This is a genomic window from Acinetobacter sp. YH12068_T (genome assembly GCF_024606005.1).
Lineage (GTDB): Bacteria > Pseudomonadota > Gammaproteobacteria > Pseudomonadales > Moraxellaceae > Acinetobacter > Acinetobacter amyesii.
Genome location: NZ_CP094555.1, coordinates 1,330,762 through 1,345,787, shown reverse-complemented (window position 1 = coordinate 1,345,787; position 15,026 = coordinate 1,330,762). Strand labels below are relative to the sequence as shown.

The following is a 15,026-nucleotide window of genomic DNA, read 5'->3' as shown; positions in this document are numbered from 1 at the left end:
ATTATAATTGTGAACCAATAAAGAAATGTAAACGAATTGGTTTGCTGTCGTCAGAAAGTCCGGTAGCGACATCTAAACGAATTGGGCCAATTGGAGAAGCCCAACGTATCCCCACACCGGCGCTATATGCAGTCGGTGTATTGAAGTCTTTATCGTACGCATTACCAAAGTCACTAAAGACCGCAGCACGCCAGCCTTCTTTAAATTGGTAGTTATATTCTAATGAACCCGTTGCCAAGACTTGACCACCAATTTTATAGCCATTTTCTTCGGCCGCTAAACTCTTATAGTCAAAGCCGCGAATGGTTTGGTCACCACCGGTAAAGTAGCGTAAGTTATAAGGAACTTTATCAAAGTTCTCTGTCAGAATATAACCTAAATCACTGCGCCCCACGAACTGGTGATTATCATTTTCACCCAATGAATAAATAAAGCGCCAGCCCGCATTCAAGATCGCCATGTCCGCATCTGAAAGTAAGCTTTCACTTCCGACTTCAACTTTATAGGTTTGCTTAATCCCTTTACTCGGATTCACACGTTTATCAGAGTCGGTTCGAGAAATTTCATAGCCAAACATCAAAGACTGCTGTTCATTGTTGGTATTTACCAAGAACGCATCTGGAATGTCATCACTAGGACTTAGGCCGTCATCGGTAATACGGTCCAAACGGTAACGTAAACCAAAGGTATGCTGCCAACTACCACGTGGGTTTTTAATAATCCGGTCAACCCCAGCTACAGCAGATTCAATCGAAAGATTGACGCCTTGACCGACATCATCACGTTCTTCACGCTCATAACCACCGACCAAGCTGACATAGTCATTTAATGGGTGGTTATAAGGAATGTTATAGCGACCATCAATCGATTGACGGATTTTGGATACTTCCATGTTGGCGTCAAAAGAATGACCACGTTTATTCACGATGGCACGGCGATACTGCCCACGAACACGTGTACCGGTGTCGGTACCAAAACCAGCACCAATTTCTGCACTATTCAACTTATCTGCATTTAGTGTCACGATCACAGGGACTTTTTTATCTTCACGTGCTTGCGCTTTTAAACGTTCTTGTTCTGCTTGTTTAGCATCTTGCGTATCTTGCAACCTGCGTAATTTAGAGGATTGCTCTGCATCATTCACCCCCGCAAATTGGTCTTCATCAACCACTTTTTGCGTGACTTCCTTATTCGACATCACTTCCGTTTTGTCTTTCACCACTTGTGAACTTTCAGACAACTGATTTTGATCGACCAAGGTCTGAATATCTGGTGGCAGTTCAAGCGGCTTTTCAATTGGGTCTGGACGAATCGCATCAACTAAGGTGTAGTTAAAATAGCGAGAGTTGGTCAGGTTATTGGCTAAACCATTTACACGCCAGAAAGTATAATCAGCACCATCTTTCCATGTCACTAAGCTTTCTAAAATATCGCGATCCAATGGAAACTCTGCATTAGGATCACTCATTCGAAATTCGACTTCGCCAAGCTTATAACGCTCACCCGTTTCAAATCGCAAATTGATATCGGCTGTATTTTGTGGTTGAGCCACTCTTACATCGTGCAAACGCCAGTACGAGTCAAAATAACCGTTATTAGTTGCTGCATCATTAATTCGGCCTTTCGTCGTTTCGTATTCACCATGATTAAGAATGTCACCTTCTTCCTGATCTGGTAAAACACCAATCACCTGAAACTGAGCTTGATTTGCTCCAGCCCCTGAAAATTCAATATTTTGCTTTTGAATTTGCACAGGCGTATTTGGTGTAACCAATACACGAACTTTACTATCAGACACTTTTTCAAATTTGAATTCTGCCTGATAAAAACCTACAGCTTGTGCAGCTTGATTGGACAAGCTGCGTAATTGAGGCAAAGCCGATGGAAAATCGCTAAAAGACTCTTGAGTAAAACTTGAAAGCTTGCCTTTAATATTGGCTTTGAGATCTTCCAGCGCCGCACCGTAAGCCTTACTCGAAGTCTGACTGGTATTATGTGCTGAGGTAATTTCAACATCCGCACTAATTCGTGGCACTTTTGCCGTATTCATCTGACGTGGCGGACGCACTTTATATAATAAGCGCTTAAAAATACCTGGCTCTGCATCATCTTCCACGGTTGGATTATTCAGCTCTTGCAGCGTACTGGCATTTTCATTTTGTGTCGCAGTAATTTCATTATCAGAGCGAATTTCACTCATGAGCTGATCAATATTGACTGGCGCTTGGTTAATTTCCGTTAACTCTTTTTGGGTAATATCCGCTACAGCAACTTCTGTTTGCTGTGTCGCACGGTACTCCTGCGCCTGACGCTTGGCTTCTTCAGCAACTTGGAAGATTTCATTCGCCATGTTTTGATCAACAGGTGTCACGGGCAAGTTTTCTAAATCTTCGAACTCAATAGGTTTAAATTCTTGTAGTTGTGTTCCTGCTTGCTGCTGTTCTTGCAGCATTTTCATGCTATCAACAGATTCTTTCGGCTCATTTATATTTTCAATTTTTTCAATTGCTTCAAGCGTCGACAGCCCTTGATTTACAGCCTCATCCTTGATTTCAGCAACAATCTCTGCTTTTGTATCTGCAGATGTTGGAACAGTTTCTGCGGGAGTTTGGGCGAAACTATGCTGAGCACACAAGGTCAAAAAGATGCTCATATATAGACTTTTATTGCTATGATGCTGTCGTATGCAGTGAGCCATACTGTGATGAAGCATTGTTTTTTTAAACTTGATTTTTGCAGGCATAGCAAACTCTAACAAATTTCATTATGTAATGGACTTAGTCAATCAGATGTAGAGCTAAAGATCTTATATCTATTGGTTTTTCGCCATCCCCAAACTCAAAAACATATTACATGATTTTTTTAGAGATTTTACCAATCACTCACATTTCTTAATAAAACTTAATGTAGCAAGACGCTTATGAATAACAACGAACATCTGCTAGGTACACGCCGCTTCCTGCCTATGTTTTTGACCCAATTTTTTGGGGCCCTCAATGACAATGTCTACAAACAGGCTTTATTGTTGGTCATCACCTATGGATTAATCCAACAACAGGCATTACCCATCAGCACGCTAAACAATCTAGCTGCATTATTGTTTATTTTACCCTACTTTATTTTTTCAGCGACAGCGGGACAGATCGCAGATAAGTTTGAACGTTCACAACTTGTCCGTGGTATCAAAATTTTAGAAATTATCATCATGGTCATCGGCAGCATTGGCTTTCTGACCGGTCATTTATGGTTGTTATTGTTGGCTCTATTTTTGATGGGAACCCATTCGACATTTTTTGGTCCAATCAAATATGCGATTTTGCCTGAAATTTTAAAACCCAATGAGCTAATGTCAGGCAATGCGCTGTTCCAATCTGCAACATCCATGGCGATTTTATTCGGGATGATTTTGGGTGGTGCTGTGATTGCTTCATCACAAGGCAATTTAATATGGATCAGCCTGACAGTTATGACCATCGCCATTTCAGGTTATATCACCAGTCGTTTTATTCTTAAGCAAAATGTCACTACACCAGATTTAAAAATCGATTGGAACTTTTTCCGAACTAGTTACCAAACGATGAAATATGCCAAAAGTTTGCCGCTGATTTTTACTATTTTATTGGGGAACTCGTGGTATTGGTTTTATGGTGCAACCTACCTCACCCAAATTCCACAAATGACTCAGCAAAATCTACATGCCTCTGAAAATGTCGTTAGCTTGCTATTGACCTTTTTCTCTGTCGGTGTGGGCGTAGGTTCATTGCTTTGTCGTAAATTGGGCGGCACTCAAGTCAATATTAAGATGGTTCCCATCGGTGCTGTAGGTTTAACGGTATTTGCACTGTATTTAGCGTTTAGTTTGACCCTCGTCCCCACTCAAACTGGCCCTCTTATTACCTTATCGGAAGTATTTCATCAAGGGTGGAGCTATTACCATGTAATGATCGCAGTGACTTTATTGGGGATTAGCGGTGGTTTTTACATTGTTCCACTATATGCCATGATGCAAGCCTATTCGCCTCGCTCACATCGTGCCCGTGTAGTTGCAGCAAACAACATTTTAAATGCCGTTTTCATGGTATCTTCTGCTATATTTTCAATTATCATTCTGAGTGTTTTAAAGATTGATATTAAAATACTTTTTTGTATAACTGCAGTGCTCAGTGCAATCTTTTGTATTTGGCTGCTATTACGCATCAAACCTTTGCTTCAAACTACGCAAGTCTCTCTGGAGGATTAATCCATGCGTCAATTTACAGGTGTCGACAAACTTATTCACTCATTTGATCAGGCCTTACGTAGTTTAGTTCCCGGAGCAACGGCTGCACATCGTGAAAATCCGTCTGTTGCTGAAAAGACTCAACTTGCAGTCAGTGAAGCACGTCATGTTGCAGGTCTAATGCGGGTCAACCATAGTGGTGAAGTGTGTGCTCAAGCGCTTTATCATGGCCAAGCCCTCACCGCGAAACTGCCGAACGTACGCCGTGAAATGGAACAAGCAGCGATTGAAGAACAAGATCATTTGGCTTGGTGTGAAGACCGCTTAAAAGAATTAGACAGCCATACCAGTCTGCTCAACCCTGTTTGGTACGGCCTTTCTTTTGGGATGGGTGCATTGGCAGGTATTGCTGGTGATAAATACAGCTTAGGTTTTGTCGCTGAAACTGAGCGTCAGGTGAGTCTGCATTTAGAAGACCACATCCGCCAACTTCCTGAACAAGACGAACGTTCACGTAAAATCTTAGTGCAAATGAATGAAGATGAGCTGCATCACCGTGATACAGCACTCAATGCAGGTGGTGTAGACCTTCCTGTTCCAGTTCGTATTGCCATGACTGGTATTTCAAAGCTGATGACCAAAACCAGTTATTACATTTAATGCTTTTCTAATGATTGTCGCTAAGTTCTATAAATAGTGAACAAAAAGCCTGCAATGATGCAGGCTTTTTCATAAGTAATGTTTTGACTCTAATACAATAATTCCTTCGCCATCAAAACAGTTTATAGGCTGCCATCGACTTGGTGTAAACCAATCAAAATTCAAACTATAAAGTTGCTCAGTGGACGGATAACCTGATCCACCTAATTCAAGCAGCCATCCTGCCGGACAAATTTCCTTTTGGTTATTAATCACAACAGTATGATCATGTGCCAATTCCAGCAATAAATGACGATCCAGCTCAAATGCAATAACATCAAATCCAGCTATTTGAATAATCTCTGGAAAACGAGCCGAAGTCAGACCTTGACGAATATCAGTCATCTGTTCCAGAGTATAGTCGGTTTCAAATGATCGGTTAATCCACGTGCCTTCAGGCAGTACAACCTCTCCAAAGTTTAAAGGTTCCTGCAACTGTATATGAATTTTCTTTTGATGCTGCCACTCTGCATAGTCAGAACTAAGATCTGAAATCACGAACAATCCCAGCGTTACTGCAACAAATAAAGGGAAAAACAATACGCCAGATAAACCAATTTTAAGTACCGCATTTACTTTATATGGTCGATTTTTTTGCTTTTTATACCAATTATTCCAACTCAACCAAATCGCAATGACAATAAATAGCACCAAAATCGCAAAGCAAATAATAAGGAAACCTCCCGCACCCGCACCATAACCTAAGCCCATATTGCTCTCACTAAATATCCCTTTAAATCTTTTAATTATGTTTTGACGACTTTATCAGATCAAACACTTGCACTTTATCAATGTTGATGATGCTTACGCCACCACTTCAACACCGTATAGAGCACACGGAAGAATACGATACATAAAATAACGGCAATAACGATGTAAATATCTTGATGATAAGGCAGCATTTTCGCCCAAAATAGATGTAAATAATGACTGATTTGGAAGCCAATCGTTGCGACCAACATCGCCCAAATAAAACAGGCAACCAAATTAATCAGCACATATTTCCAAACAGGATAAGCACGCACACCGACTGCAATAGGTAAAATAGTTCTAAAACCCCAAGCAAAGCGCATAAATAAAATGGTCAAAATAGGATAACGTTCAATAAACTGGCTCGCACGATCGAATTTTTGTGCAAATTCTGCATTCGACTGGATAAGTTTTTGCCCATAGCGAGCGCCCATTTGATAATAAAACTGATCGCCAATAAAACTGCCCAACATCGCCACTGCAATCAACACTGGAAAATGAAGTATGTGTTGATGTACGGCATAGGCGCCAATCATCAGCACTGTTTCTCCTTCAAACAACGTGCCAATAAAAATCGCAATATAGCCATAGTGCTGAATCAGATCCGTCCAGTTCATATTCTTTTTTTAGACTTAAAAGCGTAATTTAACCCTGCTAATTACCTTATGCTAGCGCATAAAATAAAGGGATTGAATGCTTTTTGTTATTGAAGTTCGAATTACGTTGATGATGAAAAGCTTTAGGTAATTCTTTTTAACCTGCTAAAAGCTGTTGGCAACTCACCATAGGAAATTGATGTGCTGGATGTTCAAACATTTCATTTTTCCAAATGTCGAACATTGGTATTTTAACATCGAGTGCTAAAGGCAGTTTTTTCGGATTAAATTGCATGTGCGCTAAGCTTTCGCCCCATGCGATCAGATCCAGATCCAAAGCGATATTATGAGACGGACGAACACGACCTGAGTCTGCTTCCATTTTTTTCAGTAAGGTGCTGATTTCATCTACAGATAAACTGCTTTTCACCAAACAAGCTGCATTCCAATAATCCGCCCCAATGCCATCACGACAAGGAATCACATAAATTTTGGAAAATTCAGCATGACCCAAAGCCTGAATTTGACGTAAAGCCAGTTGAAAATGCGGTTTTGGATTGAAATTACTCGCCAGAGCTAGGGCGAAAATCGTTTCGGTGGCGTTCAAGACGAATTCCTACAGAATTGGCTTGCGCGATAATGGCAGGCTTCCGGATGCTAATCATAATAGATTCAATGCTGTCATAGGTAGCAAAAAGTGCATCAATCACCAGTTTTGCTGCATGTTCGATCAATTTAGGTTGAGCAGTTTGAATGACTTTGGCTGATATTTCGCAAATTTCAGCATAATTCAAGGTATCTTCAAGCTCATCTGACTGAGCCGCCTGCGCTAAACTGGTTTGAATATTGAGGTCGAGCATCAAAGGCTGAATAATCTGACGCTCCCAATTGAAACAGCCGACTACAGTTTCAACTTTCAAACCTTCAATGATAATTGCGTCCATTCTTACACTCAAAATAAAATCTTAAACATCGATAAAATCCTCCTGTTTAAGCAAGAGGATTTTATTTATATCTTGCGGCTAAATTATTGCTTCAACAATAAATTAGGATCCATAGTCTGCACCATCTGAATACGCTGGTCTGCATAAATATCGGTATATGGCGCAAGGATGCGCATAAAGCGATCGAAGTACAACATTTGTTTGAATAATAAAGCGAAGTCACGTGGGAAGCGAATACCATGACGCTCTCCGACTTGTACCATATCCATCATGATGTCATTCAAATCGGCAGGATTTGAGGTTAATAACTCTTGCGGATCGGCCAAAAGCACACCGCTAAATAAGCGCTCTAAGTCGGCAGCTAAGACTTGTGTGTCAATTTTGACAGCCGTCATGCCCATTTTCAGCATATTTTCAGCCATCAAGTTGTAGTCAGTTTTTTGTAGGGCATCCATAAACGCAATACATGCTGTCCACACTTCAGGTTTCAACTGGCCCACGATCCCAAAATCGATGAAGCCAACTCGACCATCTTCTAGCAGCATCAGGTTGCCTGCATGTAAGTCTGCATGGAAACTATTACATAACATCAAGCTGCCAAACCATGTATTCATCGCTGTCACCAAAACTTGCGATGGATCTTTAGCGACTTTCTTGACCACATCAAAATCAGTCAATGGTACGCCGTATAAACGCTCCATGGTTAATACGCGACGTGTTGAATATTGGTGATAAACCTTTGGTGCTGTTGCGGCTTTGTTTTGAGTTACATTCAGATAATTCACAAAGTCGTCAAGATTTTGAGCTTCTTCAATAAAGTCCACTTCACGTACCATGCGAACTTTAATTTCTTCAACAATATCTGCAAGTGAAGCAAATTTGACTTTGGGTACAGCTTTTTCAACCAGTTTAGTAGCCCAATGTAAGACATTTAAATCTGTATAGAGAATCGTCTCGACACCCGGCTTTTGCACCTTGATAACAACATTTTCACCACTGACCAATTTAGCAGCGTGTACCTGTGCAATCGATGCAGAAGCCAAAGGCTTTTCATCAATTGAAGCAAATATTTCATCTAAATTACGGCCAGCAAATTCTGAAGCCAATACCTGCTGCACATAACTAAACGGCAATGACGGTGTCTGATCTAAACAGCCTTGAAACTCTTCTACATATTCACGTGGAAATAAAGAAGGTGTACTGGCAATAAATTGACCTAATTTAATATAGGTTGAACCTAGCGATTCAAAAGTTTCACGCATTAATTTTGCGTTACTTGGTTTTTCAGTTGCATATTTAAAGCCGGCTTTCGCCGCAACGACTGCGGTCTCACCCATTCGGGCAACCGAGCGAATTCCATCTAACCAGATATTGTTTTTCATAATGTCTTAGAAAAAAATAATTAACGTGAGTGTAGCAAAAAAATAAGGGCTTGCTGCTTTATCTTGCCTGACAGATTGGACAATCGGGATCTTTTTCAAAAGTGAGAATTTTTTGCTTCATTGACCGACCATCCCACAACAAAAGCTTTTGTTTCAGTGCTGTCGTCCCTAAACCCAAATAGAGCAAGGCATGATGTGCTTGCAAACTTGCCATAACATTTGGTGTAGTTGCAAGTACACCCGAGTCTGCACAGCGCAAACTTTCATTGGCATGCTGTTCTTTTGGAAATAAACATTCATAACAGGCAGCATCGGCTTCAACCATAAATAACTGCCCTTGAAAGCCGATCGCTGAAGCACTAATCAGCGCCACATTATTTTCCACACAGCTTGCGTTAACCAAATACCGTGTACTGAAATTATCACAACCGTCGAGAACCAAATCTTGCTGTGAAATCAATGCCTTTGCGTTGCTTTCATCTAATTTTGAGGTATAGCTTTGCACACGAATATGCGGGTTAATCGCTTGTAAGCGTTTAGCCAAAATTTCAGCTTTATAAAATCCTACATCGTGTTTGGTATAAGCAATTTGTCGTTGCAAATTACTGATTTCAATTCGATCTGCATCGATCAAAGTGATTTGTCCGACGCCTGCACGTGCCAATAATTCGGCTGTGGTACACCCAATCCCACCACACCCCACGATGAGTAGATTGGCAAGTTTTAGCTTCTCTTGCGCATCGATGTCCCATCCATCAAGCAATATTTGACGGCTGTATAAATGCATTTCATCATCACTTAATTCAAATTCAGATGTTGATTCATTCGATTTAAACGTAGACAAAGTATTTCCTTATTAAAATTCGTCAAGCATAAAAAATAGGCGAGTTTATACCGCACGCAAAAGATTAAAACACCGTTATCCATCAAATGTTATTCGGCTACAAACCCGAAACAGTGTAAAAACACCCGGCTATTTGAGCAAGACAATATACAGCTTAAAGTTAGAATAAATGCTCTGTAGACATGACATTTTTCTCAGTTAGCGTATCTTCAATTACACTATTTAAAAAACAGTATCTCAAACACCTTAGTATGTAGGAACATCATAGAGGTATAGCGTATACATGTTTTAAAAATAATAAATAAAAAATATAGTTATATTTTTAAACATATTTAGTTGCACTAGAGCTGCTTATATTAGGTTCATTTTAATGATTCTTTTCTACCTTAACCTCAAAAAATAAAACTTAATTCAAGACATTTTAAGCGTTTACGTATGCAAAGAGATTTAATCCGTAGGTATATATATGAATTCAGTGAGAATTAAATTGCTGACACAATATGTTCGATAAACTTATGAGCTAACACACATTATTCAAATACTTTGTGCTCAGTCATATTTACCCCTTTACCCCAAAGTGATTACTTAAAAGTGGAGAATAAAAATGTCACAAGAATACATTGAACAAGATCAGCGACAAAAATTATGGAAACTCATTAAAGACGTGCGTTTCACCATGATTAGCCATGTCACTGACAAGCAAGAAATTCATTCTCAACCTATGACCATGCTTAATTCTGATAAGATGAATGAGCATGAAAATATCTATTTTCTTATGAAAGAAAACAATGACCTTGTAGAGGCAGTCAATGCAGGTCGTAATCATCTTGGATTAGCATTCGCTAAACCTTCAGACGATATTTATGTATCAATTAGTGCTCATGGAGAAATCAGTACAGATGCGGCCCTAATCGATAAATTATGGAATCCTTGGGCTGAAAACTGGTTCGATGGCAAGACTGATCCTACTGTTCGCGTTTTGATAGCTAATCCTATTAGTGCAGAATTCTGGAATGTCAAAGACAATAAAGTCACCCATTTATTCAAAGTTTTGAAGGGCAATTTAACGGGTAAAACTCAAGAACTTGATACTGAACATAATACCCTGAACTTAAAATAAATGATTTTATAGATTTGAATGAATGCTTTAATTTTAGGTTAATTTGGATTGTCCCATAGTTAGTCAAGTGCATATATGATCTCGAATGAATGGTTTCACAAGCTCAAATATCAATTTCAAAAAGGCTGCATCAAGCAGCCTTTTTTGCGTATATAAATTGACTCAACTGACCTTTTGAATTAATTGCGCTTTGGCCACTTCTTGTTGCTTCAACAAATTACGTTGGATTTTTCCACTCGATGTTTTAGGCAACCCATCCACAAATTCAATTTCTTTTGGATAAGCATGCTTGGATAAACGAGATCGTACATAGGCTTGTAGTTTATCCATGAGTTCAGAACTTGCTTGATATTGTGGTTTCAATACCACAAAAGCTTTGACCAATTCAGTCCGCTCAGGATCAGGCTTACCAACAACTGCCGACTCTAAAACCTCTTCACATTCTAATAATGTGCTTTCCACATCGAAAGGCCCTACACGATAGCCTGACGTTGTAATGACATCGTCTGCACGACCTACAAAATCAATGCCGCCTTCTTCGTTTAAACGAACGGTATCACCGGTTAAATAGTAGTTCCCGACAAAGGCTTTACGGTTATTGCCACCATAGCCTGTAAACCACATGAGTGGAGATTGCGACCAATCTAATGCCAATGTTCCAATGCCACCGCGTTCAATTTCTTGATAGTCTTTATTAAGCACCGCGAAACGATGACCCGGTATAGCAAAACCGGCTGAACCCACTTTTTTGTAGTGTTCTAAAGCGTGATGATTTGCAATCACCATACCGAGTTCTGTTTGCCCATATTGGTCATAAATATTGACGTTTAAATCGTGATTAAACCATTGAATCACTTCGGGCGTTAGTGGCTCTCCTGCACTACTCACAACCCGTAAATGTGATTTTAGGGATTCATCAAATTTTTCTTTAAAACCAAAGAACATACGAAATGCCGTTGGTGAACCGGTCAAATTACTGACTTTATATTTTTTGATGACTTGAAGTGCATGATCAACACTAAAAGCACGTTCATCCATAATAATGCTGTGTCCTAAACTTAATGGCCCTGCAATTCCATAGTACAAACCATAAGCCCAACCCGGATCTGCCAAATTCCAAAATGAATCTTCATCACGCAAATCAACCGCATGTGTCATATACCCTTTAAATGCCAATAACGCTTTGTGTGGCACAGGTACAGACTTGGCCAAACCGGTCGTTCCCGATGTAAACATCATTAAAAATTCATCGTCAAATGAACGGGGAACTGAGTTAAATGTGGCGTCATGCAATTGCAACTCTGACCAAAAGTCAGGATCTGTCTGAATTGCTTGATCGGCATGCACGGTTAAAATATGTGGTAAATCAATATGATTGAGTTTTGAGCGTTGCTCAGTGTTGGTTACAATCAGCTTTGTTCCCGCAGTTTGCACCCGATGTTCAATCGCTTTAGACTCAAATGCCGTAAACAACGGCTGATAAATTGCCCCTATACGCCATGTTGCCAAAATAGTAATCAACAACTCTGCTGTGCGTGGTAATAGACCTGCAATGCAATCACCTGCTTTCAGTCCAATGCGCTGATAATAATTCGCCAATTGTGCAGAAGCTAAATCTAATTGCTCAAAAGTCCATTGCTCAGATTCACTATTTTTACTTTCCCAGATCAGCGCAGTTCTATTTTGCCCAACATAGCGCCCACAACATTCATCATAAGCATTGATTGAACTTGGCGTACCGACCAATTGTTCTGTAACAATCTTTTCAAAATTAAAATCACGATATGCTTGTTCTAGTGTCTTCATGACGACAATTCCTATCCTGTTCTCTATGATTCAAAGTGCAATACTTTGAGGTTTATTGATCTTGTTGTTATACCGCTGCGTATCCGTGACGATTCCTTTGCCACGTTCGCTTTTACTGCTATTCCATACACCGATTGCAATGTCGGTTTTTAGTTTTGTAACTTATACTTTGTTAAACTATCTATTCGTAAATTACCTATTCTTAGACTGTCTATACCTAGATAACCATGTTTGGATGTGCCCTGCAATTTCCATAACCATCAACGCCATTGCAGGGTTTGAACATCGACTAAAGTCTATTTTTTTACCTTTCACCCTTTGGTGACTTCACGTGCAATCACCAGCCGCTGAATGTCCGATGCACCTTCATAGATCTGACTGACACGCACATCACGATAAATTCGTTCTACTGGAAAATCAGATACATAACCATAGCCCCCATGGATCTGAATCGCATCTGAACACACCCGTTCAGCCATCGTCGATGCAAAAAGTTTCGCCATCGAGGCTTCTTTTAAACATGGAAAACCTGCATCTTTTAACGTTGCTGCATGGAAAATTAACTGGCGTGCTGCCTCAATTTGGGTAGCCATATCCGCGAGGCGAAATGCCACGGCCTGATGCTGTACAATCTCCACCCCAAATGCCTTTCGTTCATTGGCATATTCAACGGCTGCATCTAATGCTGCTCGTGCCATACCCACAGACTGCGCTGCAATGCCAATTCGACCTGACTCTAGGTTTGATAAGGCAATTTTATAGCCTTCACCCTCTTGGCCTAAAAGACTATCGGCAGGTATCCGACAGTCATCTAAAACTATAGTTGCTGTATCGGAACAATGCTGACCCATTTTGTCTTCTAATCGCGATACGATATAACCCGGCGCATCCGTTGGTACTAAAAAGCACGAAATCCCTTTTTTACCTGCAGACTTATCCGTTACCGCAAAAACCAAGGCTACTTGGGCATGTTTTCCTGTGGTAATAAATTGCTTGGTGCCATTTAACACCCACTCATCACCATCACGCTCCGCTTTACATTCCAATGCGCTCGCATCTGAACCCACTTGTGGTTCTGTTAGGCAAAAACAACCTAACCATTCGCCAGTGGCTAATTTTTTTAAGTATTTTTCTTTTTGTGCTTCTGTACCATAACGCTGCGTAATGCCACAAGGTAGTGAGTTTTGTACGCTAACAATTGTGGAAATCGCACCATCGCCAGCAGCAATTTCTTCTAAGGCAACAACCAAAGACACATAGTCTAAACCTGCACCCCCCCATTCATCCGAAACCGTCATGCCTAAAGCACCTAGCTCACCCAGTTCCTTAAGTTCTTGTGCAGGAAATGCTGCCGTTTTATCACGCTCTGCAGCCGTTGGTTTCAGTTTTTCTTGCGAATAGCTTCGCATCATGTCCTGAACCATTTTTTGTTCATCATTTAAAATCATGAGACTTCCTTTTCTAAATCTTTTATAGCGCGTATAGCTTTAAATTTTGGATAACTGCGGAATTAAAAATACTTTGGCTGTATAAAGCAAAGTTAGATACACGACGACGTCATTTGCAACTGTCTGAGGCAGGACGCCATTAATCTCTAATGTTTCTGTAATCTGTAAATCAATAAATACTTGATGACGAGTTTTACAAATGACTATGGTTTTGGTTACTTTTGCCGAAACAAAAGTAACGAGATAAGCTACTGTCAACGAAGTTATTCTCGATCAGACTCCGTCGTAGAAGCCTGAATAAGCAGTTTTAATAAATAACTATTTAGGCTGCATACGGATCGCGCCATCAAGACGTATCACTTCACCATTGAGATAAGCATTTTCAAAAATATGCGTCACTAATTTTGCAAACTCTTGCGGTTTTGCTAAACGTGGAGGGAAAGGCACCATTTGCCCCAAAGCATCTTGTACATTTTGTGCTAAGCCTTTGAGCATCGGCGTTTCCATAATACCCGGAGCAATGGTCATCACACGGATTGATTCACGTGCAAGCTCACGTGCAAGAGGTAATGTCATTGCAACCACTGCCCCTTTGGATGCTGCATAAGCCGACTGACCAATTTGACCATCGAAAGCCGCAACCGACGCCGTATTCACAATCACCCCACGCTCTTCTTCACCCGCTTTTAATTCATATTTAGCAATCAGTTGTGCCGCATAGCGCAGCATATTGAATGTACCTGAAACATTTATATTTAATACTTTTTGGAACATCGCCAAATCATGTAATCCGTCACGACCTAAAACTTTTGCAGAGGGTGCGATACCTGCGCAGTTCACTAAGCCATTAAGTTGACCAAATTCCACTTCAACTTGTGCAAAGAAAGCGCCGACCGCTTGTTCATCGGTAACATCCAATTGAACAAATTTCGCATGATCACCCAGTTGACGTTGCATTGCTTCGCCATGCTCATGATTCATATCCACAATAATCACTTTGGCACCCAAGCCAATCAGATGTGTTGCTGTCGCAGCGCCTAAACCCGATGCACCACCGGTCACGACGAAAACTTTTCCTTTAATGTCCATAGCATTTCCCTATTTATGATGTCTTGTTTTAAATTCGACTTAAGATGCAGAGTAAACAGAGAATTTATTCAGTACAATTTCCAAATGTTGCATCTTTTCTGATGTATTTGGACAATTCTGAACAAGGAC

Annotated in this window: 13 protein-coding genes; 3 read left to right on the top strand and 10 right to left on the bottom strand. The window is 40.4% G+C overall.

Going from position 1 to position 15,026, the window contains the following annotated elements; translation table 11 throughout:
- Window position 1 precedes the first annotated feature (1 nt).
- Window positions 2–2,743 carry an autotransporter assembly complex family protein gene (locus MST18_RS06540; RefSeq protein WP_180133150.1) on the bottom strand — a complete coding sequence of 914 codons (2,742 nt, stop codon included), beginning with the start codon at window positions 2,741–2,743 and terminating at the stop codon, window positions 2–4.
- Between the two features lie 177 nt (window positions 2,744–2,920).
- Between MST18_RS06540 and MST18_RS06535 the strand changes: the two genes are divergently transcribed.
- Together MST18_RS06535 and coq7 are read left to right on the top strand one after the other, a co-directional pair.
- Entirely contained in the window at window positions 2,921–4,240 is a 1,320-nt protein-coding gene (locus tag MST18_RS06535; protein WP_180093591.1) for an MFS transporter, read from the top strand.
- A 3-nt stretch (window positions 4,241–4,243) separates the two neighbouring features.
- A complete protein-coding gene (gene coq7 / locus MST18_RS06530; RefSeq protein ID WP_078188555.1) occupies window positions 4,244–4,879 on the top strand; it encodes a 2-polyprenyl-3-methyl-6-methoxy-1,4-benzoquinone monooxygenase in 636 nt (211 codons plus the stop codon).
- Window positions 4,880–4,948: 69 nt separating this feature from the next.
- On the opposite strand, the gene MST18_RS06525 is transcribed toward coq7, so the two are convergent.
- The 6 genes from MST18_RS06525 to MST18_RS06500 form a co-directional block, all read right to left on the bottom strand.
- Window positions 4,949–5,629, bottom strand: coding sequence for a hypothetical protein (locus MST18_RS06525; protein ID WP_180133149.1), 681 nt, complete (start codon window positions 5,627–5,629; stop codon window positions 4,949–4,951).
- Between the two features lie 77 nt (window positions 5,630–5,706).
- Window positions 5,707–6,285 (bottom strand): DedA family protein, encoded by a 579-nt coding sequence (locus MST18_RS06520; RefSeq protein ID WP_257227514.1) that lies wholly within the window; start codon window positions 6,283–6,285, stop codon window positions 5,707–5,709.
- A 136-nt stretch (window positions 6,286–6,421) separates the two neighbouring features.
- The gene (locus MST18_RS06515; protein WP_180133148.1) at window positions 6,422–6,871 is read right to left on the bottom strand and encodes a 2-amino-4-hydroxy-6-hydroxymethyldihydropteridine diphosphokinase; all 450 of its coding nucleotides are present in this window, start codon (window positions 6,869–6,871) and stop codon (window positions 6,422–6,424) included.
- Window positions 6,828–7,208, bottom strand: coding sequence for a dihydroneopterin aldolase (gene folB, locus MST18_RS06510; RefSeq protein ID WP_180004951.1), 381 nt, complete (start codon window positions 7,206–7,208; stop codon window positions 6,828–6,830). Before folB ends, MST18_RS06515 begins: the two co-directional genes overlap by 44 nt.
- A gap of 83 nt (window positions 7,209–7,291) precedes the next feature.
- Complete coding sequence (locus MST18_RS06505; protein WP_078193949.1) at window positions 7,292–8,590, bottom strand: AarF/ABC1/UbiB kinase family protein; 1,299 nt, start codon at window positions 8,588–8,590, stop codon at window positions 7,292–7,294.
- A gap of 58 nt (window positions 8,591–8,648) precedes the next feature.
- On the bottom strand, window positions 8,649–9,377 hold the full coding sequence (locus MST18_RS06500) for a HesA/MoeB/ThiF family protein (RefSeq protein ID WP_180133195.1): 729 nt from the start codon (window positions 9,375–9,377) through the stop codon (window positions 8,649–8,651).
- Between the two features lie 661 nt (window positions 9,378–10,038).
- On the opposite strand from MST18_RS06500, the gene MST18_RS06495 reads away from it, so the two are divergent.
- Complete coding sequence (locus MST18_RS06495; protein ID WP_078193950.1) at window positions 10,039–10,554, top strand: pyridoxamine 5'-phosphate oxidase family protein; 516 nt, start codon at window positions 10,039–10,041, stop codon at window positions 10,552–10,554.
- Window positions 10,555–10,716: 162 nt separating this feature from the next.
- Here MST18_RS06495 and MST18_RS06490 read toward each other — a convergent pair whose 3' ends face one another.
- From MST18_RS06490 to MST18_RS06480, 3 genes are all read right to left on the bottom strand, one after another.
- Window positions 10,717–12,360 (bottom strand): AMP-binding protein, encoded by a 1,644-nt coding sequence (locus MST18_RS06490; RefSeq protein ID WP_180063550.1) that lies wholly within the window; start codon window positions 12,358–12,360, stop codon window positions 10,717–10,719.
- A 311-nt stretch (window positions 12,361–12,671) separates the two neighbouring features.
- Window positions 12,672–13,808: an acyl-CoA dehydrogenase family protein gene (locus MST18_RS06485; protein WP_078193952.1), complete on the bottom strand. Its 1,137-nt coding sequence runs from the start codon at window positions 13,806–13,808 to the stop codon at window positions 12,672–12,674.
- 318 nt (window positions 13,809–14,126) lie between these two features.
- The gene (locus tag MST18_RS06480; protein ID WP_180133147.1) at window positions 14,127–14,897 is read right to left on the bottom strand and encodes a 3-hydroxyacyl-CoA dehydrogenase; all 771 of its coding nucleotides are present in this window, start codon (window positions 14,895–14,897) and stop codon (window positions 14,127–14,129) included.
- Window positions 14,898–15,026 lie beyond the last annotated feature (129 nt).

Bases quoted from the DNA above. Each gene is read 5' to 3' on its own strand.
- MST18_RS06540 (WP_180133150.1), bottom strand. From the start codon at position 2,743: ATGCCTGCAAAAATCAAGTTTAAAAAAACAATGCTTCATCACAGTATG.
- MST18_RS06535 (WP_180093591.1), top strand. From the start codon at position 2,921: ATGAATAACAACGAACATCTGCTAGGTACACGCCGCTTCCTGCCTATG.
- coq7 (WP_078188555.1), top strand. From the start codon at position 4,244: ATGCGTCAATTTACAGGTGTCGACAAACTTATTCACTCATTTGATCAG.
- MST18_RS06525 (WP_180133149.1), bottom strand. From the start codon at position 5,629: ATGGGCTTAGGTTATGGTGCGGGTGCGGGAGGTTTCCTTATTATTTGC.
- MST18_RS06520 (WP_257227514.1), bottom strand. From the start codon at position 6,285: ATGAACTGGACGGATCTGATTCAGCACTATGGCTATATTGCGATTTTT.
- folB (WP_180004951.1), bottom strand. From the start codon at position 7,208: ATGGACGCAATTATCATTGAAGGTTTGAAAGTTGAAACTGTAGTCGGC.
- MST18_RS06505 (WP_078193949.1), bottom strand. From the start codon at position 8,590: ATGAAAAACAATATCTGGTTAGATGGAATTCGCTCGGTTGCCCGAATG.
- MST18_RS06500 (WP_180133195.1), bottom strand. From the start codon at position 9,377: ATGCATTTATACAGCCGTCAAATATTGCTTGATGGATGGGACATCGAT.
- MST18_RS06495 (WP_078193950.1), top strand. From the start codon at position 10,039: ATGTCACAAGAATACATTGAACAAGATCAGCGACAAAAATTATGGAAA.
- MST18_RS06490 (WP_180063550.1), bottom strand. From the start codon at position 12,360: ATGAAGACACTAGAACAAGCATATCGTGATTTTAATTTTGAAAAGATT.
- MST18_RS06485 (WP_078193952.1), bottom strand. From the start codon at position 13,808: ATGATTTTAAATGATGAACAAAAAATGGTTCAGGACATGATGCGAAGC.
- MST18_RS06480 (WP_180133147.1), bottom strand. From the start codon at position 14,897: ATGGACATTAAAGGAAAAGTTTTCGTCGTGACCGGTGGTGCATCGGGT.